Source organism: Paenibacillus sp. IITD108, from assembly GCF_036541265.1.
GTDB lineage: Bacteria > Bacillota > Bacilli > Paenibacillales > Paenibacillaceae > Pristimantibacillus.
This window is the reverse complement of record NZ_JAZHCT010000001.1, coordinates 251,263-273,938: the sequence shown is the minus strand read 5'-3', so window position 1 is coordinate 273,938 and position 22,676 is coordinate 251,263. Positions and strand designations below refer to the sequence as shown.

Annotated in this window: 20 protein-coding genes and 1 other annotated feature; of the genes, 18 read left to right on the top strand and 2 right to left on the bottom strand. The window is 45.4% G+C overall.

Annotated elements, in window-relative coordinates:
• Positions 1-20 precede the first annotated feature (20 nt).
• Complete coding sequence (locus V1L65_RS01170; RefSeq protein ID WP_331697212.1) at positions 21-608, top strand: DNA-3-methyladenine glycosylase; 588 nt, start codon at positions 21-23, stop codon at positions 606-608.
• A gap of 323 nt (positions 609-931) precedes the next feature.
• On the top strand, positions 932-2,335 hold the full coding sequence (locus tag V1L65_RS01165; RefSeq protein ID WP_331697211.1) for a SulP family inorganic anion transporter: 1,404 nt from the start codon (positions 932-934) through the stop codon (positions 2,333-2,335).
• A gap of 83 nt (positions 2,336-2,418) precedes the next feature.
• Here V1L65_RS01165 and V1L65_RS01160 read toward each other — a convergent pair whose 3' ends face one another.
• Positions 2,419-2,970, bottom strand: coding sequence for a phosphatase PAP2 family protein (locus V1L65_RS01160; protein ID WP_331697210.1), 552 nt, complete (start codon positions 2,968-2,970; stop codon positions 2,419-2,421).
• A 495-nt stretch (positions 2,971-3,465) separates the two neighbouring features.
• Here V1L65_RS01160 and V1L65_RS01155 point away from each other — a divergent pair, with 495 nt between their 5' ends.
• From V1L65_RS01155 to odhB, 16 genes are all read left to right on the top strand, one after another.
• Positions 3,466-4,698 (top strand): glycosyltransferase family 2 protein, encoded by a 1,233-nt coding sequence (locus V1L65_RS01155; protein WP_331697330.1) that lies wholly within the window; start codon positions 3,466-3,468, stop codon positions 4,696-4,698.
• A 91-nt stretch (positions 4,699-4,789) separates the two neighbouring features.
• Positions 4,790-4,961, top strand: a sequence feature (ribosomal protein L20 leader region).
• Between the two features lie 193 nt (positions 4,962-5,154).
• On the top strand, positions 5,155-5,721 hold the full coding sequence (gene infC / locus V1L65_RS01150) for a translation initiation factor IF-3 (RefSeq protein WP_331697209.1): 567 nt from the start codon (positions 5,155-5,157) through the stop codon (positions 5,719-5,721).
• 32 nt (positions 5,722-5,753) lie between these two features.
• On the top strand, positions 5,754-5,954 hold the full coding sequence (gene rpmI / locus V1L65_RS01145) for a 50S ribosomal protein L35 (RefSeq protein WP_331697208.1): 201 nt from the start codon (positions 5,754-5,756) through the stop codon (positions 5,952-5,954).
• A 41-nt stretch (positions 5,955-5,995) separates the two neighbouring features.
• Positions 5,996-6,355, top strand: coding sequence for a 50S ribosomal protein L20 (gene rplT, locus V1L65_RS01140; RefSeq protein ID WP_331697207.1), 360 nt, complete (start codon positions 5,996-5,998; stop codon positions 6,353-6,355).
• A gap of 150 nt (positions 6,356-6,505) precedes the next feature.
• The gene (locus V1L65_RS01135; protein WP_331697206.1) at positions 6,506-6,829 is read left to right on the top strand and encodes a hypothetical protein; all 324 of its coding nucleotides are present in this window, start codon (positions 6,506-6,508) and stop codon (positions 6,827-6,829) included.
• A gap of 666 nt (positions 6,830-7,495) precedes the next feature.
• Entirely contained in the window at positions 7,496-9,241 is a 1,746-nt protein-coding gene (gene ilvB, locus V1L65_RS01130; protein ID WP_331697205.1) for a biosynthetic-type acetolactate synthase large subunit, read from the top strand.
• Complete coding sequence (gene ilvN / locus V1L65_RS01125; RefSeq protein WP_331697204.1) at positions 9,238-9,723, top strand: acetolactate synthase small subunit; 486 nt, start codon at positions 9,238-9,240, stop codon at positions 9,721-9,723. The genes ilvB and ilvN overlap by 4 nt, the downstream gene beginning before the upstream one ends.
• A gap of 154 nt (positions 9,724-9,877) precedes the next feature.
• The gene (gene ilvC, locus V1L65_RS01120) at positions 9,878-10,870 is read left to right on the top strand and encodes a ketol-acid reductoisomerase (RefSeq protein ID WP_331697203.1); all 993 of its coding nucleotides are present in this window, start codon (positions 9,878-9,880) and stop codon (positions 10,868-10,870) included.
• Positions 10,871-11,095: 225 nt separating this feature from the next.
• Entirely contained in the window at positions 11,096-12,175 is a 1,080-nt protein-coding gene (gene leuB / locus V1L65_RS01115) for a 3-isopropylmalate dehydrogenase (RefSeq protein ID WP_331697202.1), read from the top strand.
• Positions 12,176-12,379: 204 nt separating this feature from the next.
• The gene (locus tag V1L65_RS01110) at positions 12,380-12,787 is read left to right on the top strand and encodes a hypothetical protein (RefSeq protein WP_331697201.1); all 408 of its coding nucleotides are present in this window, start codon (positions 12,380-12,382) and stop codon (positions 12,785-12,787) included.
• Positions 12,788-13,144: 357 nt separating this feature from the next.
• Complete coding sequence (locus V1L65_RS01105) at positions 13,145-14,548, top strand: ATP-binding protein (protein WP_331697200.1); 1,404 nt, start codon at positions 13,145-13,147, stop codon at positions 14,546-14,548.
• A 149-nt stretch (positions 14,549-14,697) separates the two neighbouring features.
• Positions 14,698-16,215: a leucyl aminopeptidase gene (locus V1L65_RS01100; RefSeq protein WP_331697199.1), complete on the top strand. Its 1,518-nt coding sequence runs from the start codon at positions 14,698-14,700 to the stop codon at positions 16,213-16,215.
• A gap of 657 nt (positions 16,216-16,872) precedes the next feature.
• Positions 16,873-16,995 (top strand): hypothetical protein, encoded by a 123-nt coding sequence (locus V1L65_RS01095; protein ID WP_331697198.1) that lies wholly within the window; start codon positions 16,873-16,875, stop codon positions 16,993-16,995.
• Between the two features lie 17 nt (positions 16,996-17,012).
• Positions 17,013-17,135, top strand: coding sequence for a hypothetical protein (locus V1L65_RS01090; protein WP_331697197.1), 123 nt, complete (start codon positions 17,013-17,015; stop codon positions 17,133-17,135).
• Positions 17,136-17,228: 93 nt separating this feature from the next.
• The gene (locus V1L65_RS01085) at positions 17,229-20,150 is read left to right on the top strand and encodes a 2-oxoglutarate dehydrogenase E1 component (protein WP_331697196.1); all 2,922 of its coding nucleotides are present in this window, start codon (positions 17,229-17,231) and stop codon (positions 20,148-20,150) included.
• A 6-nt stretch (positions 20,151-20,156) separates the two neighbouring features.
• The gene (gene odhB, locus V1L65_RS01080; RefSeq protein WP_331697195.1) at positions 20,157-21,419 is read left to right on the top strand and encodes a 2-oxoglutarate dehydrogenase complex dihydrolipoyllysine-residue succinyltransferase; all 1,263 of its coding nucleotides are present in this window, start codon (positions 20,157-20,159) and stop codon (positions 21,417-21,419) included.
• Between the two features lie 208 nt (positions 21,420-21,627).
• Here the strand turns inward: odhB and V1L65_RS01075 are convergent, their stop codons facing one another.
• Positions 21,628-22,536, bottom strand: a complete 909-nt coding sequence (locus V1L65_RS01075; RefSeq protein WP_331697194.1) for a helix-turn-helix transcriptional regulator — start codon at positions 22,534-22,536, stop codon at positions 21,628-21,630.
• Between the last annotated feature and the right edge of the window lie 140 nt (positions 22,537-22,676).

The following is a 22,676-nucleotide window of genomic DNA, read 5'->3' as shown; positions in this document are numbered from 1 at the left end:
ATTTTCTGGGAGTGAGATGGATGCAGCTGCAGCCAGTGGAGGCGGAGTTTTTTCAAAGAGAAACAATAGTAATGGCCAAAGCTTTGCTGGGCATGCTGCTTGTGAAGGAAACCGAGCAGGGGATAGCAGCAGGCTGGATCGTCGAGACTGAGGCTTATAAAGGTTTAACTGATCGGGCTGCACATGCCTTTGGCAATCGCAGAACGGCAAGAACCGAGGTGCTTTATGGTCCGCCAGGGCATGCATACACGCATACGATGCATACGCATTGCCTGCTTAATATTGTATGCCAGCCGGCAGGCACGCCGGAAGGGGTGCTGATCCGGGCGGTGGAGCCGTATATCGGCATCGAGCTGATGGAAGAACGGCGCGGACTCGGCATGAAGCTTCATAACTTGACCAGCGGACCGGGGAAATTAACGAAAGCGCTGGGCATCGATATGACGGATTACGGCTCGAGTTTATGTGAGCGCCCGCTCTATATTGCAGACGGCAGAGCTGTCGAGCAGATAGCGGCTGGACCAAGAATCGGCATTCCGAACAGCGGCGAGGCCAAGGATCTTCCCTATCGATTTTGGGAAGCTGGCAATCCTTTCGTATCCAAATAAGATCAGATACCGATAATTTAGAATTAGTATCACATAGCTGTTTCGGAGCTGCACTTGTTAAATTTCAAAGCCTTTCCTTAGCAGTAAAGCTGGATGCTTCTACTGCAAGGAGGGCTTTTTGCATGCTTACGATTGATACTGGAGAAGCGGCAGTCTATAAAAATTTAATGCTGGGATATTTATATTTTTTGCTAGAATGCTATAATGAAATGCTGTAGTACAAAAATGAGTTATGCGAATTTACTTATGCTGGCGAATCGGTTGGCTATTGCAATGCCGGGCAAGCAGCTTATGTAATAACAGACAGATAAAGGAGCTTTTTGATGCTTGACCGAATACAGCAAAACTGGTTCTCGAATGTGAGAGCCGATATATTAGCCGGCATTACGACTGTCCTAGCGCTAATTCCAGATTCGTTGGCGTTTGCCTTCATCGCGGGCGTGAATCCGATGATCAGCATATTTTCTTCTATTTCCATCTTGATTTTAATTTCGTTTTTTGGCGGCAGGCCAGGCATGGTTTCGACCACCGCTGGGTCGATGGCGGTGCTTATGACGGCGCTAGTCGCTCAGCAAGGCGTTGAATATTTATTTGCAGCTACGATTTTAACAGGCCTTCTTCAATATTTAATGGGCGTACTTAAGATGGGACGCTGGATGAGCTTCGTACCCCATTCTGTCGTCACCGGATTTATTAATTCACTGGCCATTTTGGTGTTTATTGCGCAGCTTCGTTATTTTGACGGTCAATCCTGGCTTATGTATGCGATGGTCATCGGCACATTGATCATCATCTACACTATTCCTAAGTTTTTCAAAGCGGTTCCGTCACCGCTTATAGCGGTAGCTTTCATGACGATTGCGGCGATGCTCATGAACGGCAATTTGCAAACGGTAGGCGATTTGGCTACGATCGAACCCGCAGTGCCTTTCTTCCATATTCCAATGATCCCTTATACGTGGGAGACGCTATGGATTATTTTGCCTACAGCTTTATCGCTGGCGATCGTCGGTTATTCTGAAACACTGCTTACACAAACTATCATTGATGAAATGACCGATACAAAGACGAGCAAGGATAAGGAAATGAGAGGGCAAGGCATCGCCAATACGGTAACAGGCTTTTTTGGCGGAATGGCAGGCTGCGCATTGATTGCGGAATCGGCAATTAATATTAAAGTAGGCGGCCGGGGAAGGCTTTCAACGCTTGTGGCGGCTTTGATGCTGCTGCTGCTTGTATTTATTTTGGATGATATTTTGAACATTATTCCAATTGCTGCACTAGTAGGCGTTATGATCATGGTTTGTATGGAAATTTTCGACTGGAAATATTTTGTGCAAATTCGAAGGAAGCCGGCAGCCCATACCTTTATTATGCTGTTGACGATTGCTATTGTAGTTGCAACTCATAATTTGGCAATCGGCGTATTGGTCGGCGTGATCGTCAGTGCGCTTCTGTATGCTTACCGCTCAGCCACACAATTGCAAGTATATAAGGAACAACATAAGGATGAGTTGATTTATCGCGTGCAGGGGCAGCTGTTTTTTGTATCCAGCGATGCTTTACTGGAGCGGATAGATTTTGCGGATGAATCCAGGAAAGTATGTCTGGATTTTGAAAAGGCGCATATTTGGGACCAAACAGCCAGGCAAACAATAAATAAAATCGTGCTTCGTCTAGAAGAAAAAGGAAAAAAGGTTCGATTATCAGGGCAATTATTTCATTAATTATTACTCATTTAGTATTAAAAGGCTGACCTGCTGTAGATCAACTACAGCAGGTCAGCCTTTTTTAAGTGACAGCGATGCAATTAAAGCGGGAAAGGGAGGCTTAACTGTACGACGATGATCGCGGAGCCAACCCCAATTATACAGCCCATTGCAACGTCCGACGGATAATGAAGACCCAGGTAAATTCTTGACCAGGCAACGGATAAACCTAGCAGCGCCGCCAGCGGCCATACAAGCGGCCAAGCGGCACCACTGCCCAGCACGAACGGAGTCAGCCAGGCAAATATCGCAGTCGTGTGTCCAGATGGGAAGGAAGGGTCTTTTAGCGGCTTGCTTACCGTATACACTTGCTCAAGCGCCTGATAAGGCCGGAGCCGTTTGAAGACCCGTTTAATTATAAATACAGGAAGATGGCTAAGCACAACGGCTGCGAAAGCATGCCATGCCGAAAGTCTCCAGCTGTCTTGGGCCAGCCAAGCTAAGAGCAATGAACTGGATAAAGTGAATGTCGCTCCGCCTGCATGTGTGATGAAATGCAGCCACCTATCGATGAATGGATTAGAGCTTCTACGATGAGCAACGGCAAATAAGCCTCGTTCTCCCGCTTGTATCCTAGCACTCCACTTGTTCATGCTCCGCTCATCTCCTTTAAGATGCATTTCCATAAAATAAAATTAATTTTTCATTTGCGCAGAAAGGTGTTTCATTCTGCTGCTTCATGGTTATATTGTATCAAGCATTGGTTAGTTGAGTATAAACTTATTGTTAAAAAACATAGAAAAGAAGCACAATATTAAAGATTTATCATACTCCGCTATTTTTTTAGGATAATAGTGCTAAAAAAACAGGAAATGGTTGAGAATAAGACTGAGAAGAAGAAAATAGGGGTATGCATTTTGTTTTATAGCCATGCAAGCGTTTTTCTAACCAAAAAAAACAAAAACAAGTCAATTTCCAATTTTGACAAAGAAGTCGTTTGCGTGGAAAATTTGATCACAACTTCTTTTTGTGATGGAAATGTAAACAAGGGGAACAATAACAAAAATCTCTGTACAAAAAATTGCCGCCTCCTTCTTGAAGGAGTGATGATGCAAACAGAGAAAGGGTCTAGGGGGCAGAGCCATATGATTTTTTCAGTAATTTTTGTAGTGCTTCAAGTGTTACTCGTTTTTATTGCTGTATATCAGTTCGGCTTATCCATGTTTGGACTGATGAAAAACAAAAGCCGGAAAAAGCATGCTCCTAAAAAAACATTCGCTGTGCTCGTTGCAGCTCATAATGAAGAGCAGGTTATCGGCGCATTGATCGAAAATTTAAAAAAGCTTGATTATCCAAACAAACTGTACGATATCTTCGTTATTTGCGATAATTGTACAGACCGTACTGCTGAAATAACAAGAGAGCATGGCGTGAACGCTTGTGTGCGCACGAATGCGAATCAGCGCGGCAAAGGCTATGCAATTGAATGGATGCTTAAAGAATTGTGGAGCATGCCGAAGCAATATGATGCCGTTGTAATGTTTGATGCAGACAATTTGGTTGCACAGGATTTCTTGCGCCATATGAATGATGATTTATGTGAGGGCAAGCAAGTGATCCAAGGCTATTTGGATACGAAAAATCCTGAAGATTCATGGATTACAGCCGCATACGCCATAACGTACTGGTATTGCAACCGATTATGGCAGCTTTCCCGTAAGAACCTTAATATGAGCAATTTTTTGGGCGGTACGGGAATGTGCTTTGATTCCAAGCTGCTGAAGGAAATGGGTTGGGGCGCAACCAGTCTGGTTGAGGATTTGGAATTTTCCATGCGCTGCGTGCAGCGCGGCATCTATCCGGTCCTTAATTATGATGCCAAGGTTTACGATGAGAAGCCGATGTCGCTTCGCGCGTCTGCCAAGCAGCGGCTTCGCTGGATGCAGGGTCATTTCAATGTAGCGCGGAATTATTTTTTTCCATTGCTCTGGGCAAGTATTAAAGAGCGGAATATTACGAAATTTGACGCAGCTATATATACTATTTCGGTATATAATACTTTACTTGGCTTCCTGCTGACAATTTGGCTGTGGATAGACATCGCCATTCCGGGGCCTAACGTCATTCAATCGATTTATGAGCATTTGCCATGGTGGCTCGTTGCAATTGCTGTAATAGCGACAGTGCTGCAGTTCCCGGTTGCTTTGAAGCTGGAGAGTGTCAAATCGAAAAGGATGTATGCCCATCTGCTGACGCTGCCGGTATTCCTGATAACATGGTGGCCGATTACGCTTTATGCCTTTTTCACCCAGAACAATAAAACGTGGAGCCACACACAGCATACCCGCGTTCTGCGAATTGAAGAGGTACAGAGCAAGTAATCTATAGCACCTGAATAAAATAAAGTAAAAGCATTGACAATCAATGTTGAACTGTGATACATTAATCCAGTACAACAGTTGAATAGGATATACGCACAAGCAGAAGCACCCGCTTCTCACCTTTCGGCTAAGCTGTCTGGTTAGCGATAATCGATCACAATATATGCTTTGCCATTTGAGCATCAAGCTTGGTTTGGCAGGAAGGCATAATAATTAACGGTTATTAAGCGCGGGTTCTTGTGAACTCGCGCTTTTTTGAATTCTAATGCTCTTGAGGAATGTTAGAATGGTCCAAGCAACCGCACGTCCTTGGCAATGGACGACAGGGACGTTCTTACTTGTTGCAAACATTAAGCCGTATAGGCTTGTTAAAAATATAGGAAAGTATAAGTTGTCACTTTATACCCGTTCCTATATTCATCGGTAAACGCGCCTCCTTCGTTCAAGCGAAGGAAGATGAGTCGTTTATCCTTGTATCGTAACTATTCTATTTGGAGGTGTCACACGATTAGCAGAGAACATCAAATCAATGATGAAATTCGAGCTAGAGAGGTACGTCTTGTAGGGGCAGAAGGGGAACAAATTGGGATTAAGCCGCTTCGCGAAGCACTTCAGCTGGCTGCTGATGCCAACCTGGATCTTGTAAACGTAGCTCCAACAGCTAAACCGCCGGTTTGTCGTATTATGGATTATGGCAAGTTCCGCTATGAACAGCAGAAGAAAGAAAAGGAAGCACGTAAAAACCAAAAGGTTGTTGACGTTAAGGAAGTTTGGTTCCGCGCGAATATCGAGGAGCATGACTATCAGACGAAATTCCGTAATGTAGTCAAGTTCCTTAATGAAGGCGATAAAGTAAAAGCTTCAGTGCGATTCCGCGGCCGCGAGATTACTCATGCAGCAATCGGTCAACGCATCTTGGAGCGTCTATCCAAAGAGGTTGCCGAAATATGCAATGTTGAGCGCGCTCCTAAGCTGGAAGGCCGGAGCATGATTATGATTTTGGCACCAAAAAACAGCAACTAATTTTTGAAGAATTTAAGGAGGATCACTGAGAGATGCCTAAGATGAAAACTCATAGCAGTCTGAAAGACCGCTTCAAAATTACCGGTACTGGTAAAGTGAAACGCTATAAAGCTTACAGAAACCACTTGCTTTCTCATAAGTCTGGCCGCCAAAAGCGTGTTCTTGCAACTCAGCCTTTGATGGCAGCTGGCGACGTTCGCCGCATTCAACAACAGCTATCTAACTTGAAATAATAATCAGTTAAGTAACATTAACCTACAGGAGGGTTCCTTTCATGGCAAGAGTTAAAGGCGGATTTGTCCGCACTCGTCGTCGTAATAGAATTTTAAAATTAGCTAAAGGCTACTTCGGTTCGAAGCATCGCCTGTTTAAAACAGCTAAAGAGCAAGTTAACAAATCTTTGATGTATGCATACCGCGATCGCCGCAACAAAAAGCGCGATTTCCGCAGACTTTGGATCGTTCGTATCAATGCGGCTGCCCGCATTAACGGATTGTCTTACAGCAAATTTATGCATGGCCTTCGCCTTGCAGGCGTTGAAGTTAACCGCAAAATCCTTGCTGATCTTGCCGTTAACGATATTAGCGCGTTCAACTCGCTAGCTAATGTTGCAAAAGAAAAAGTTAATGCCTAATTGCTAGGCTGTGATAAGGGCTGTCTGTTCGTTATTTTTGACGATTAGACAGCCCTTTTTATTGTTTCCTGCTGGTGCGCGGACAAACATACAAGCAAATGTCCCTTCCTGTACATACGTTGAAGAACAACGGAAAAGGAGGGATTATGCATGCGTAAGGTATCAAAAAAGCAGGTACGCAAATTGATTGGAAAATCCATCTACGCCGTGCGCCAAGACGGATCTGTCGTCCGAGGCAAGCTAATACGAATACAAGGTAACACAATGTATGTGGCTCCGATTAAAAAATCACGCGGCAAAACCGTACAGACGAAATTCATTTTTGCACTTGCGTTATTCAGTATTGTTGCGATCGGAGCATTGGCTTTCTCAGGCTGTGGTTGCGGAGGCTTTGGCTGTGGCGGCTGCGGCGGGGGCTGCGGCGGGGGCTGCTTTGGGGGGCCCGGCTTTAAAGGCGGCTTCGGCGGATTTTGATTAAGTGGGAAGAACAGCGTGTTTAAAAATATAGAAAAGTATAAGTTTTCACCTTACACCTGTTCCTATACTTCATCGGTAAACGCGTCTCCTTCGTTCATGCGAAGGGCGGCGGAGCCGTTTATCCTTGTGACCAGCCTGTAAAAAAGCACGGCGTGCTATAAAAGTATTGACGGCATGGATGATTTTGAGCATTATGTATATAATAGAAATTAGAGCATGCAAAGCGCAAAGCAAAGCTTGACGAACGCTCTTTATCGGCATATAATGGTCTAAAGTATTACATTCTCTCTTGCTTATTAGCAAGTGGACAATAGTGAATCGGCAATGATGAGGACGAAGTGTTAAGGGCAATTTTGACCAGAGAGCGACTGGAGTAGCTGAAACCATCGCCAAAACCCCTTTTCTACGAGCTCACCTCGGAGCTGTTTCCCTGAAAAGCATCTCATGTCAAGTTATGCGTATTAGGGGAAATCGCAAGGCAAGCGTTAAAGTGCCATAGGTAGAACAATAATGTTTGTTCTAACCTGCTGAGGTTATTTGTCGAGAGATGAGTAACGAATTTGGGTGGTACCACGGAAGCATACCTTTCGTCCCTCATAGCTTTATTATTGAAGCTTGAGGGATGGAAGGTTTTTTTGTTTTTCTTTGAGAGGAGGATGACTGATGGCAACGCAAGATGTAACGCTAAAGTCGAAAGAAGAGTTAATTGAAAAAATGTCAAAGCCTGAAGTAATATCTGGATCGGAGATATTGCTGCGCAGTTTGCTGCTTGAAGGTGTGGATTGTGTATTTGGTTATCCTGGCGGTGCAGTATTGTACATCTACGATGCAATGCACGGTAATCCCGATTTCAATCACGTACTTACAAGACATGAGCAAGGCGCTATCCATGCGGCTGACGGCTATGCCCGCGCAAGCGGAAAGGTAGGCGTATGTATCGCTACATCTGGCCCAGGTGCAACAAATCTTGTAACGGGTATTGCGACGGCATATATGGATTCTGTACCAATGGTTATTATTACAGGGAATGTCATGTCGCATTTGATTGGATCCGATGCTTTCCAAGAAGCGGACATTACTGGCATTACGATGCCGATTACGAAGCACAGCTATCTGGTGCGCAAGGTAGAGGATCTGCCGCGCGTTATTCATGAAGCTTTCCATATTGCCAATACGGGCCGCAAAGGTCCGGTGCTTATCGATATTCCGAAGGATGTATCGGCGGCGAAAACGCTGTTCAAGCCTGTCAATGATGTTAACATCCGCGGTTATAATCCGACTGTATCGCCTAATAAGCTTCAGGTTGAAAAGCTCATTAAAGCGATTGAGCAATCTTCACGGCCACTCATCCTTGCAGGAGGCGGCGTTGTATATTCCGGCGCGCATGAGGAGCTGCTTGAGTTTGCTACAAAAACACAAATTCCAATTACAACGACCTTGCTCGGCTTGGGCGGCTTCCCGAGCGGCAACGATTTGTGGCTGGGCATGCCAGGCATGCACGGTACCTACACAGCGAATACATCTATACAAAAAGCAGATTTGCTAATCAACATCGGAGCTCGTTTTGATGACCGCGTAACAGGCAAGCTGTCCGGCTTTGCTCCGCTGGCCAAAATCGTTCACATCGATATTGATCCTGCGGAAATCGGCAAAAACGTGCCAACGGACATTCCTATTGTCGGCGATGTTAAGACGGTGCTGCAGCAAGTTAATAAATTGGCTAAGCGCGCTGACCTGGCTGATGAGTGGAGAGAGCAGATTCAAATTTCCAAAGCGCAGTATCCATTCAGCTATATTGATTCCGAAGATGAGCTTAAACCGCAATGGGTGGTGGAGATGATCCATGATACAACTGGCGGTGACGCTATCGTAACGACAGATGTCGGTCAGCATCAAATGTGGGCGGCTCAATATTACAAGTTCAATAAGCCGCGCTCCTGGGTAACCTCGGGCGGACTTGGCACAATGGGCTTTGGCTTCCCGTCAGCGATCGGCGCACAAATGGCTAATCCGGATCGTGTAGTCGTTTCTATTAATGGTGACGGCGGTATGCAAATGTGCGCGCAGGAGCTCGCGATTTGCGCGATTAACAATATTCCGGTTAAAGTCGTTATTTTGAACAATCAGGTGCTAGGCATGGTTCGTCAATGGCAGGAGTTGATCCATGAAAATCGCTTCAGTCATATTGACCTTGCCGGAAGCCCGGATTTTGTCAAGCTTGCTGAAGCCTACGGCGTTAAAGGCTTCCGTGCTACCAACAAAGAGGAAGCAAGAACGGCTTGGGAAGAAGCGCTTCGCCATCCGGGGCCGGCGGTAGTGGAATTCGTAGTCCGCAGAGATGAGAACGTATATCCAATGGTTGCCCAAGGCAGCACAATAGACCAAATGATCATGGGGGATGCGGAATGAAGAAAAATACGATCGCAGTCATTGTCAATGATCAGCCGGGCGTATTGCAGCGTGTAGCTGGCTTGTTCGGACGCCGCGGCTTCAATATCGAGAGCATTACTGTGGGCGCCAGCGAAGAGCCTGGCTTGTCGCGCATGGTCATCGTTACAGAAGGAGATGACCATACGCTTGAGCAAGTTACGAAGCAGCTGTACAAGCTTATAGATGTTATAAAGGTAATCGATTTGAGCGCTAATCCAATGGTTGCGCGCGAGCTGGCACTTATTAAAGTAAGTGCCGAGCCTGCGGCAAGACCTGAAATATTAGGAGTGGTGGAAACTTTCCGCGCAGCGGTAGTTGATATCGGCACTAACTCGCTTATGGTTCAAGTCGTCGGCGATACAAGTAAAATTGACGCGATGATTGAGCTGCTGCAGCCATATGGTATCCGTGAGCTTTCACGTACAGGCGTAACGGCATTGATCCGCGGCAATGCGAGATAAAATCGCCGCTGCAATTAATAGAAGTGAAATTTTATTATAAGCAAGCTATAATGTTCTATATCCCGCTTTGAGCGGGTATTCAAGAGGAAGATCAAGCGATAGTCCTTTTGAACACCCGCTCAAAAGGGTTAAATTAAAGGAGGAAATTATTATTATGTCAGCTACATTGTATTATGAAAAAGACGCAGATCTAGGCGTACTTCAAGGTAAAACTATTGCAGTAATCGGTTATGGAAGCCAAGGCCACGCGCAAGCGCAAAACCTTCGCGATAGCGGCGTAAAAGTTGTTATCGGCCTTCGTCCGGGCAAATCAGCAGAAGTTGCTAAAAAAGACGGTTTTGAAGTGCTTTCCGTTGGTGAGGCTACCAAGCTTGCTGATATCATTCAAATTTTGCTTCCAGATGAAACTCAAGCAAAAGTATATGCTGAAGAAATTGCTCCTAACATGAAAAAAGGCGCAGCTCTTATGTTCTCTCATGGTTTCAACGTTCACTTCGGCCAAATCGTTGCTGATGCTGAAACTGACGTATTCCTTGTAGCACCTAAGTCCCCTGGACATATGGTTCGCCGCACATACGAAGAAGGATTCGGTGTTCCTGGACTAATTGCTATCCATCAAGATGCTAGCGGCAAAGCAAAAGAAATCGGTCTTGCTTATGCAAAAGGCATCGGCTGTACTCGTGCGGGCGTTATCGAAACTTCCTTCAAGGAAGAAACAGAAACTGACTTGTTCGGTGAGCAGGCTGTACTTTGCGGCGGTGCTTCTGCGCTAGTTAAAGCTGGTTTTGAAACTCTAGTAGAAGCTGGCTACGCTCCTGAGATGGCTTACTTCGAGTGCTTGCATGAGCTTAAGCTGATCGTTGACCTTATGTATGAAGGCGGACTTGCGACAATGCGTGATTCCATCTCCAATACAGCTGAGTACGGCGACTATGTAACTGGTCCTCGTATCGTTACTGAAGAAACTAAAAAAGAAATGAAGCGCGTATTGGAAGATATCCAAGCTGGCCGTTTTGCTCGCGACTTCATCTTGGAAAATCAATCGGGCCGTGCTATGCTTACAGCTACTCGCCGTAACGAAGCAGCTCACCCAATCGAGCAAACTGGTAAACAGCTTCGCGAATTGATGCATTGGATCAAGAAGTAATAAGCTGCTCGTTCCTGCTTGTTTTAAGCGGATGCAATAGATCAAAAAAGACAGCGCACGAGGGCATTGGTCCGAGTGTGCTGCCTTTACTTTAGGGCAATTATTCAGCGGCAGCTTTATAGGCTAAGGCTATAGTCTAAATAGTTTTTATATCTTTGTAATCCTACTAGATTTATGGTACAAATGATACTAGATGCAGAATGAAACCAAGGAGTGTTTACACATATGTCAGAAGTGAAAAAAATCGCCGTTCTAGGCGGAGATGGTATCGGTCCAGAAGTAGTCGGTGAAGCTTTAAAAGTAATGAAAAAAACAGAAGAGCTCTTCGGCTATCAATTTGAGACTGAGCATGGCTTGTTCGGCGGTATCGCCATCGATGAGAAAGGCACGCCGCTTCCGCAGGAAACGCTGGAGCTGTGCAAAGGCGCAGACGCTGTATTGCTTGGCGCAGTAGGCGGACCAAAATGGGACAACAACTCCAAGGAGCTTCGTCCTGAAACAGGTCTTCTAGGCATCCGCAAGGAGCTGGGCCTATTCTCCAATATTCGTCCAGCTACTGTATTCGATTGCTTGAAGGAAGCTTCCACTCTTAAACCAGAGGTGCTGGAAGGCACAGACTTGATCGTTGTTCGCGAGCTTACTGGCGGTATTTACTTCGGCGAGAAGTTCCGCCGCGAGGGTGCTCACGGAGAGGAAGCTGTTGATACTTGTGTATACAACGTGAAAGAAGTTGAGCGTATCGTACGCCAAGCTTTCGATATTGCAATGACACGCGGCAAGCGTCTTGCTTCTGTAGATAAAGCTAACGTGCTTGAAACATCCCGCCTATGGCGCGAAGTCGTTGTGCGTGTTGCTGCTGAATATCCGGAAGTTGAACTGGAGCATGTGCTTGTGGACAACTGCGCAATGCAATTGCTGCGCCGTCCGTCCAGCTTCGATGTTATCGTAACTGAAAACATGTTTGGGGATATTTTGAGTGATGAAGCAGCAATGCTTACTGGTTCAATCGGCATGCTATCATCAGCATCTCTAGGCGAAGGAAGCTTTGGCTTGTATGAGCCAGTGCATGGTTCCGCTCCCGACATCGCTGGGAAAGGCATTTCCAACCCAATCGCTACTGTCCTTTCCGTAGCGTTAATGTTCAGACTGACATTTGGCTACCACGATGCAGCTCAGGCTATTGAGGATGCAGTCAAAGAAGTGCTTGACGCAGGCCACCGTACTACGGACATTGCCGTTGATAAGAGCAAAGCGATCAGCACGACCGCTATGGGGGATTTGATCGTAGCAGCAATGAAGAAATAATCGTTGAAGCGAACTTTTACAAATATAACTAATATAGAGGAAACGTATTTTTGGCTTAGCCAAGGGTACGTTTCTTTTTTTCAATTATTATCTTTGTCTAATTAAGCATTGTCATTATTCAGCAAGCTGATTTTTGTTCTATTAAGGAATGTGCGGCAGTCAAAACGAATATGATGGAATAAACAACACGGGGGAGGCTATTCGATGAGCTTTTGCTGCGGTGCTAGCATGCTTGGCACAAGAGGGACATTAAAGCATCTTCAAACGCATATTCATCATGTTCCTGTATTGTTTTGTCCAGTTTGCCAACGGGTCGACATCCATTATTTGGCGAAAGGGGACTACGAGCTTTTGGCGGATTTTGCGCAAGGCGACGGGGCCGTTGAAGTGGATTTTAACGATTATATAGAACAATCGCAGGAAGAGCTGCTGGAAAACTGTGTGAATCATGAAGATGAAGATGCAATGGAGGTTGTTCGAAGTCAAATCGATATGGCGCTGGATCTGCTCCAGTTTGCGTATCAGATTGAGGACAGCAGCTGGCAGTACATGCTTAAGAGAAGGCTGCGGGCATTGAATGCGAGAAGGAATAAGCTGCTGCAGAAACACTAAAGGCATAAAAAGTTAATCCTGTTAAAGGATTGACTTTTTTTGCGCTTTTATGCTCTAGGTAAATAATCATATAGCTGCACTATAGATGAAGAAGCTTGTCGAAAAGATAAGTCCCATAAGCAAAAAGTGATAAATTAATAGTAAAGTAACGAAAATATTAATTAAATAGATGGCGAAAGGAGTAAAATTATATTATTTTTTAGCGAAAATTGTCATTTAACGCCTAATAAATGTATAAAAGAAATTGTTTCTATTCGACATTATCTCCGATTGACATACTTTGTAAATGAACTCTATCATAATATGTAGATGCTACTATTGTCCATAAGCGCGAACATTGCCGGGGAGGAGAGGTTGATGCAGGTCGTAAGAAAGCGTTATTTCCCGGCGTTAGCCGAGTATATCCGCTATGGAAAGGAAACGTCGTTAATCCAGGCCAATGAAATAGGCAGGCAGCTGCGAGGCATAAATCCGGAACAAATATTATCTGTGCATGAGGATTGCCTTCAGACTTTGGCTGTTAATGTTGATTCCAAGGAAATCGTAGAACTGTACAATCGATCATTTGTTTTTTTGACAGAGTTGATGGAGACATCTCATTCGGCAAGCGAGAGCGGAGAAAATTACGAGCTTGCAGGGGAGGTGGACGCGGCGTCAGATGTGAGATTTAATGAAATGAGAGAATTATTGTTTCGTTCAAATCAATCCACTGAGAAAGTGAAAAACAAATATGAAAATGTTCTGCAGCATATGGATAGTGGGATAGCTCTATTTGATAGTGATGGCATCCTATCATTTATTAATGTTCAAATGGCCAGACATTTGGACATTCCAAGAAAGACGCTGATCGGCTGTTCGATCAAGGAAATCTTATTACATAAGAGTTTGGCTTTGTCGGCAAAGAGGGCGATATTACGCATTTATCGTGAGATGATGGTAAAGAAAAACCGGTACTATGAGTTCCAGTATAATGATGGGAAGCATCTGCTTGCCACAATTACGTATGGAGAGCAGCTCGATGGCGGCTTTTTAATTAGCGTCAAGGATGTATCGGAATTCAGACAAATTGAGCAAAGTGCTTTTCAAAATGAAAAGCTCGCCATGCTCGGAAAAATTTCTGCTGCGATTGCCCATGAAATACGCAATCCTCTTACTAGCATTCGAGGATTTATTCAGCTGCTTCGCCCCTATCTGCTGGAGATAGGCAAGGAAGAATATGCTAGAATTATTTTAACAGAGATTGACCGGGCTAATGATATTATTAACGAGTTTTTGAATTCCTCCAAGCCGTCCGCCCCTATGAAGCAAAAAACTTCGATTGAGAGCCTTCTAAGAGATGTTACTATATTGATTGAAAGTGAAGCGCTCTTGCAAAACTGTGAGATTTCAATTGATCAATTTGCTACTGGCTTATATGTGTCTATTGATGTGAAGCAGCTTAAGCAGGTCATCCTAAACATGATCAAAAACTCGCTTGACGCTGTAAACAGCGAGCAAAGCGGGCGCCGCGGAAAAATTAATATTTATGTCAACAGTGATGGGAAATATGTTGAAATTGCAATTAAAGATAATGGCTACGGAATGGATAAATTAACGATGAGCAAGCTGTTTGATCCGTTTTTTACAACAAAGCAAACAGGTACTGGGTTAGGGCTTTCAGTAAGCTATCGTATTATTCGCAATCATGGCGGAAATATCCGAGTGAATAGCACGGAAGGAGTAGGAACAGAATTTACAATTTATTTGCCATTACATACGTAAAGGATTAAAATTTAGTCGGGGTAATTTCCTCGACTATTATTTTTATAATGAGAATGCATTAGCTTTTTTCAAACATACTTTGTAATGAATAGGTTTGTGATGGAATGAAGGCCATGCTAGAGTGAAAATGTTTGGAGAGGATGAAAAAAATGAGTATAGAAATTATGCTGAGAAGCGATGAGCAAGAGCTGCAATATGATGCTGTTATCAGATTTGTCGATGTACAGGAGCTGGATGCCAGATCTGAAATTGTAGCAAGCCAGTTGGATGATGTGCTCAGAGAGAGCTATGCGAATAAACAATTTGAAGGCAAAACAGAGCAAATTATGTCTTTGCCAACGCTTGGCCTGCTGCCTGTAAAGCATGTCGTATATGCTGGAGTTGATCAAGAGGAAGGCGGGGACAGCTGGAGAAAATCTGCAGCGGCAGCAGCGAGGGCGCTTAAAAACATAAAAGCGAAGCGTGTCAAGGTCGTATTGCATGATAATCTTTTTTCCGCGGATGCTACGGCTGAAAGCAGCAGCAATGTAACTCAGGCTGTAACGGAAGGGATTATTTTGGCCTTGCATACGAGACAGCCGATTAAAAAATCGCCGGAGGATCGTTACATGCTGGAGACAGTCGTGCTTTCTCCCGAATGGGAGTCGGAGAACGACCCGACCTGGTATCATAAGCTGCGCCTCGATGCAGCTGTTGCAAGAGGGCAGATTATTGCTGAGGCGGTAGCGTATGCGCGGGATATTACGAATTTGCCAGGCAATCAGCTTACGCCTGAGCAGCTTGCGCTGGAAGCGGAAAAAATTGCGCAGGAGCATGAGCTTGATATTGAAGTGATAGACGAATGGGGAGCGGCAGAGCAGGGAATGGGCGGCTTGCTCGGCGTTGGCCAGGGCAGCATCCATCCGCCTCGCATGATTGTGCTTCACTATAACGGCGATCCTAACAGCGAGGAAGTATGGGGGTTGGTCGGCAAGGGCATTACCTTTGATACCGGCGGCATATCGTTAAAAACGGCCTCTGGCATGGAAGAGATGATTTCCGATATGGGGGGCGCCGCCGCAGTTCTAGGTGCAATTAAAGCAATCGCCAGGCTTCAATTTCCTGTCAATGCCGTTGTTGTTATTCCGGCCGCCGAAAATATGCCGTCCGACCGGGCGCTTAAGCCGGGCGATGTGCTGCGTACGTTAAGCGGCTATACGGTGGAGGTTGTGAATACAGATGCGGAAGGCAGGCTCGTGCTGGCAGACGGACTGACAGTGGCCATTCAGCGCGGCGCAACCCGGCTTGTTGACGTTGCGACATTAACCGGAGCAGTAATGGTTGCCCTCGGCTATGAAGCGACTGGCGCAGTTACAAATGACGAACAATTTTTGGTAGACGTCATTTCCGCTTCCAAACGTTCAGGAGAGCGTGTGTGGCCGCTGCCAGCCTACCCGGAGTATAAGAAATTAATAAAAAGCGATGCTGCGGATTTGAAAAATAGCGGAGGAAGATATGCCGGCACCATTACGGGCGGCTTGTTCATTGGGCATTTTGCTGAAAATCTGCCGTGGGTGCATCTCGATATTGGCGGCACTGCCTGGCTTGAAACGGCGCGCGGCTGGGAGCCGAAGGGAGCTACCGGCGTAATGGTGCGTACGCTCGTTGAGCTGCTGGCAAAGATTTGATCTCGATCTTGACGACCGAAGCGCTGATTTATTGTGCCCCAGCACGTATTTTGCTTAAATTACAAGAACAAAACTGGGAAGTATAATGTATAATCGCATCATTATTGGATTGGCAATGAATCTGAGCAAACTTATTGATGGAGGAAACGCAGCCCAAATAAGCATTGGCGTATTTCGCAAAATAAAGGGTGTTTCAATGTTTGGGAATTGTAACGAATGCCAGCAGCGCTATTATGCCAAAAAAGCATGTTTTAAATTTGTAACGAATCACAGCGTACTTATTCGCTATAAAACGCTGCCCATATGAGCATTTGTTCACAGATAGCGTCTCTACGATGCGTCAGAATTTCAAAAGGGACATTTTATGTGAAATAGTGTATTCAGGATTCGTTACAAAATGAACGGTTTACCGAGCTCCGCTCCAGGACTGTTATTCTTTGCAACCTTTAACGACAAGCTCAATAACATCATATAGATTTGCATCCGTTTAAAAGCCCTTCAGCCGAAGGGCTTTTTTAAATTAAGTTTTTTCTATAAACTTCTTCTTATCATTTATCGTAAACGCACCCTGTCCAAAGGACGGCGAAGCCGTTCATCCTTAGGTCAAAACTGCTACTTCTATGCGAAAAAGAGAATGGAAAAAGGGTGCTCCCAGTTATGAAAACAAAGAAAGTTGTCGATGCTAGCAAAAGGCTAAAACGTTATCATGTACATAAAATGGAAATGATATTGAAAAAATTGAAAAACGGATCGATTTTCGGCATTTATGAGATGGAATAAGGGGATTTTGCAGCTGATTGATGCTAGAAAGTGATGAAACCGATGCCAATAAGAGTATGGAAGCAAGCATCGTATTGTACTACAATAAAGAGAGATTATGCAATATCATTATGCATGATTTAATTATGAAATATTTATGAAGTATTTCATAGTGTTTTGGCGAAGATGCATGATTTTATTCGTCAAAGAAAATAATAGGATGGTTAAGAACAGAGAGGGTGGAATTTTCTGCAATGAGCTTCAATGAAGAGCGCAATCATTCGCCTTGGAAAAACTACTATGGTCCCAATCTTGGTTATGTGCAGGAGCAGTATGAGCTTTACCTGACCGATCCGTCTGCTGTTGAAGCATCGGTTCGAGAACTATTTGAGCTTTGGGGAGCACCGCCATCCATTACGTCTGCTGCTAAAGGCGCTGCTTCAAGCACGTCGGCACAGAACGCAAATCAAGCGGCAGCATCAGCTCCTTCAGTGAGCGGATCGCTAGACGCGAATATGTTGAAGAAGGTCGTTGCCGCACATCAGCTTATGCTGAACATACGCAGGTACGGCCATTTAGCTGCGGACATTAATCCGCTCGAGCTAAGCCCAACTGCGGATACCGGTTTGCTTGAACCTGAAACATTCGGTCTTACAGAAGAAGACTTGAGAGCAATGCCGGCATCTCTTATTTGGGATAACGCTCCAAGCGACTTGAATAATGGATGGGACGCGATAAAGCGTCTGAGAAAAATTTATACACGCTCAGCAGCCTATGAGTTTACTCATATTCATGATGAGCAAGAACGTACATGGCTTCATAAACAAGCGGAATCTGCGACATTCCCGGCTCCGCTTACGAATAGAGAAAGAGAAGCATTGCTTGAGCGCTTAATGCAAGTTGAGCAGTTCGAAAGCTTCATTCATCGCACCTTTGTTGGTCAAAAGCGATTCTCCATAGAAGGGGTCGACATGCTTGTCCCGGTTCTTGACGAGATCGTTCGCGCAGTTGCCCATGATGGCGCGCACCATATTCTGATCGGCATGGCTCACCGCGGACGCCTCAACGTGCTGACGCATGTTTTGGGCAAGCCGTATGAAAAAATATTTTCTGAATTCCATCATTCTCCTAACAAGGAGCTTGGGCCGTCCGAAGGCTCGATGGGCATTAACTACGGCTGGACTGGCGACGTGAAGTACCATCTTGGTGCTGACCGCGCTGTAAAAGAAGGCGAGACCGTTCGTACAAACGTTATTCTTGCTAATAATCCTAGCCATCTTGAATTTGTTAATCCGGTTGTTGAAGGCTTTACAAGAGCAGCGCAAGAGGATAGATCCTCTGCAGGCTTCCCGGTTCAGGATCCTAACGGCGCAGTAACGATCTGCGTGCATGGTGATGCTGCATTTATCGGTGAAGGCATCGTTGCCGAAACATTGAACTTCAACAAGCTGAACGGCTACCGCAATGGCGGAACGCTGCATATTATTGCTAATAACCGCCTAGGCTTTACAACTAACAGTGAAGATTCGCGTTCCACACACTATGCTTCTGACTTGGCTAAAGGCTTTGATATTCCGATTGTCCACGTTAACGCAGACGATCCGGAAGCATGTCTTGCTGCTGTCCGTTTGGCATGCGAATATCGCATTCGCTACAACAAGGGCTTCGTTATTGATTTGGTAGGCTATCGCAGATATGGCCATAATGAAATGGACGATCCGGATGTAACGCAGCCGCTAATGTATTCTAAAGTGCGTGATCATCCTACGGTGGCTACAATATACGGCGATAAGCTGTTAGCTCATAAGGCGCTGACAGAGGTTCAAGTGGAGCAGCTGCGCCAGCGTACTGCAGCTACATTGCAGGGAGCTTACGACAGCTTGAAGTCCAACGAAGGCAAGGCTGTGCCGCATCATGGCGAGGATGCAAGCTTCATCGTATCCGAGGATGTATCGACAGCAGTGCCGCTTGAGACGCTTCGCGAGCTGAATTTGGAGCTGCTTAATCGTCCGGAAGGCTTCACTGAATATCCGAAGCTGAAGCGTATTTTGCAGCGCAGAGCTTCTGCGCTTAACGACGGCGAAAAAGTAGAATGGGCGCATGCTGAAGCATTGGCCTTCGCATCGATTCTTGCGGATGGAACTCCGATTAGACTTAGCGGTCAGGATTCCGAACGAGGTACATTTGCTCATCGTCATGTTATGCTTAATGACTCCGTCAATGGCAAGAAATTTTCGCCAATGCATATACTGCCTCAAGCGAAAGCTTCGTTTGCTGTATACAACAGCCCGCTTTCAGAAACTGCGGTGCTTGGCTTTGAATATGGATACAATATTTTTGCGCCAGAAACTTTTGTAATCTGGGAAGCGCAATATGGTGATTTTGCGAACGTTGCACAAGTAATTTTCGACCAGTTTATCTCTGCTGGCCGTGCAAAATGGTCGCAAAAATCAGGTATTGTCGTCTTGCTTCCGCACGGCTACGAAGGCCAAGGGCCTGAGCACTCCAGCGCGCGTCTAGAGCGTTTCTTGCAGCTGTCAGCTGACAATAACTGGACAGTAGCGAACTTGACTACTGCTGCGCAATATTTCCATTTGCTGCGCAAGCAAGCCGCTATGCTTAAGAGCGAGAACGTTCGTCCGCTTGTACTTATGGCTCCAAAGAGCTTGATCCGCAACCCGCGCGTTGCTTCGCACGGCGTTGAGTTTAGTGAAGGCAGCTTCAAGCCGGTATTGCCGCAATTCAGCTTGACTGAATCGAAGGCTGCAAAAGATAAAGTAAAACGCCTGCTGCTTGGCACAGGTAAGATTACAGTCGATATTGACGAAGCGCTCGCTTCGCGCAGTGATGAGGATTTTGGCTGGCTGCGTGTAGCGCATGTTGAGCAATTATATCCGCTCCCGCATGCTGAACTCGATCGTATTATTAAGCAGTTTCCGAAGCTTGAAGAAATCGTTTGGGTACAGGAAGAGCCTAAAAATATGGGTTCATGGAGCTATATGGAGCCTCGTCTTCGCGCGCTTGTATCTGAGAAAATCCCGGTTCGCTATATCGGCCGTCCGGATCGTTCAAGTACAGCAAGCGGCCATCAAGAGGTTCATGCAGTAGAACAGCAGACGATTATTTCTTCCGCTTTGAATGGCCAGCCATTCGAATCGAATTTGGTTAGGGGGTAGACAGACATGGCAGATATTATTGTTCCAGAATTAGGTGAATCGATCTCGGAAGGCACGATTACAAAATGGTTTGTCAAAGAAGGCGATACCGTTAATCAAGGTGATGTGCTTCTTGAGCTTGAAACAGATAAAGTAAATATTGAAATCAGTGCTGACAGCAGCGGCGTTGTTGCCAGCATTGCTAAGCAAGACGGAGATGTTGTGCTTGTAGGTGAAGCAATCGGTACAATTGGTGCTGGTTCAGGTGCTGCTGCGCCTGCAACTCCAGCACCGGCGGCGGCACCGGCTTCAGCAGCTGAAACTGCAGCTCCGGCGGCAGTATCGGCCCCTGCAGCAGCACCAGCTGCTGCGCCTGTACAATCAACAGCAGCATCCGTTAATGCTACGCCAGCTGCCCGCAAGCTTGCTCGCGAGCAAGGCATTGATTTGAACCAGGTGCAAGGCAAGGATCAAATCGGCAGAATTTATCCGGATGATGTTCGTACACATGGTGTACAAGCACCGGCACCAGCGGCTTCAGCTTCTGCGCCTGCAGCTCCAGCAGCAGCTAGCGCAAGCAACGACGCCAAGCCAGTAGAGCGCAAGCGCATGTCGCGCCGCCGTGCAACAATTGCTAACCGACTAGTTGAGGCTCAGCGTACAGCAGCTATGCTTACTACTTTTAATGAAGTAGATATGACAGCTATTCTAGACCTGCGCAAGCGTCGCAAGCAAGCTTTCTTTGAAAAGAACGATGTAAATCTAGGATTTATGTCCTTCTTTACTAAAGCTGTAGTTGGCGCTTTGAAGCAGTTCCCACTTCTTAATGCAGAGATTGACGGAGAAGATATCGTAGTGAAGAAATTCTATGATATTGGTATTGCAGTATCTGCGAAGGAAGGCTTGGTTGTTCCAGTAGTACGTGATGCAGATCGTCTTGGATTTGCAGATATCGAACGTTCTATTGGAGAGCTTGCGAAGAAGGCTCGTGCTAATACGCTTGCACTAAGCGATTTGCAAGGCGGCAGCTTCACAATTACTAACGGTGGTGTATTTGGCTCATTGCTATCCACACCAATCCTGAACACTCCACAAGTGGGTATTCTGGGCATGCACAAAATTCAAGTTCGCCCTGTCGCTATTGATGATGAGCGTATGGAAAATCGTCCGATGATGTATATCGCATTGTCCTACGACCATCGTATCGTTGATGGCAGCGAAGCAGTTCGCTTCCTGGTAGCTGTGAAGGAAATGCTCGAGGATCCTGAGCAATTGCTTCTTCAAGGCTAATAAATAAATTTTAAAAGGACTGTCCGCATCATGGAGATGATGCAGACAGTCCTTTTTTTAAATATAGGAAAGTATAAGTTTTCACCTTATACCTGTTCCTATATTTCAACGGTAAACGCGCCTCCTTCGTTTTAGCGAAGGACGGCGGAGCTGTTTATCCTTGGTAATAATAAAGTATAACGCTCAGAACATTTACGGATCCGGCTAATTATGGCGTATGATGTCCAGGAAATGACTCAAATATGGCACGCTCTGCCGGCAAGGATTTGTTGGACGAGCGTACGCGTTTGTTCTCCTTGCGATACTGTTCAGGCGTTTTATTCGTATGCTGCTTGAACGCCCTGCTGAAGTGGGATGGATGCTTAAAGCCGACCTCATAGCCGATATTTGTGATCGGCATATCGTCTTCAATTAGCATCAGCTTGGCTTCATATATTCTGCGCTGCATTAAAAAATAAAAAATAGTCATTCCGGTAATTTCTTTAAATGTTTTGGCCAAATAGTACTTGCTCAGGTGAAGCTCAGACTGAATAAGCTCTAGAGTAAGCTCCTCTTGAAAGTTTTGCTCGATATAAGAAATAATGCGCTGCACATGCTCTTCGCGTGCTGAAGGGAATTCTGGAATATCCTGCAGCGGCTTTTGGCAGAGCTCATGAATAACAATCATCAAATCGAGCATTTGAGCTTGAAAGCGCTGCAAGGAATAATCGGTCTGCTCTTTATACAGCTTCAGCATACTGGATAAGCGGGCTTCCATAGCAAGCTTCTCTTCACCGCGCAGTTGCAAGCGTACATTATGAAGCTTTCGGAAAGGAATTAATAAATCTGGCGTATAAGACGGCTGAATAAATTTTTTGAAATAGTAGGGATCAAAATGAATCGTTGTACGATGATAGGCGGTATCCGGATCGACATGCGCTTTGTGCATCGTCATGCCATGCAATAGAAAAAGATCGCCTGGCTCCAGCACGTAAATACGATCATTAATAATATAATTCGCTTTACCGCCATGAAAGTAATAGATTTCATATTGAGAGTGAGTATGATAGTGCAAAACTGGATTATAATTCACAGAGCTTCCCATCGTAAAAGGAAAATGAGTCAATGAGTTAGACACCAAGATTCAGCCCCCCGTCTAAGTAGTTTAATTATACATCAACCAGAGTTAAATAAAAGAGATTATTAGAAAACGCCAATGAAGTTGAGTCCGCTTACACGTGATACGATAAACGTATACATTGTAAAATTATCGTGCTT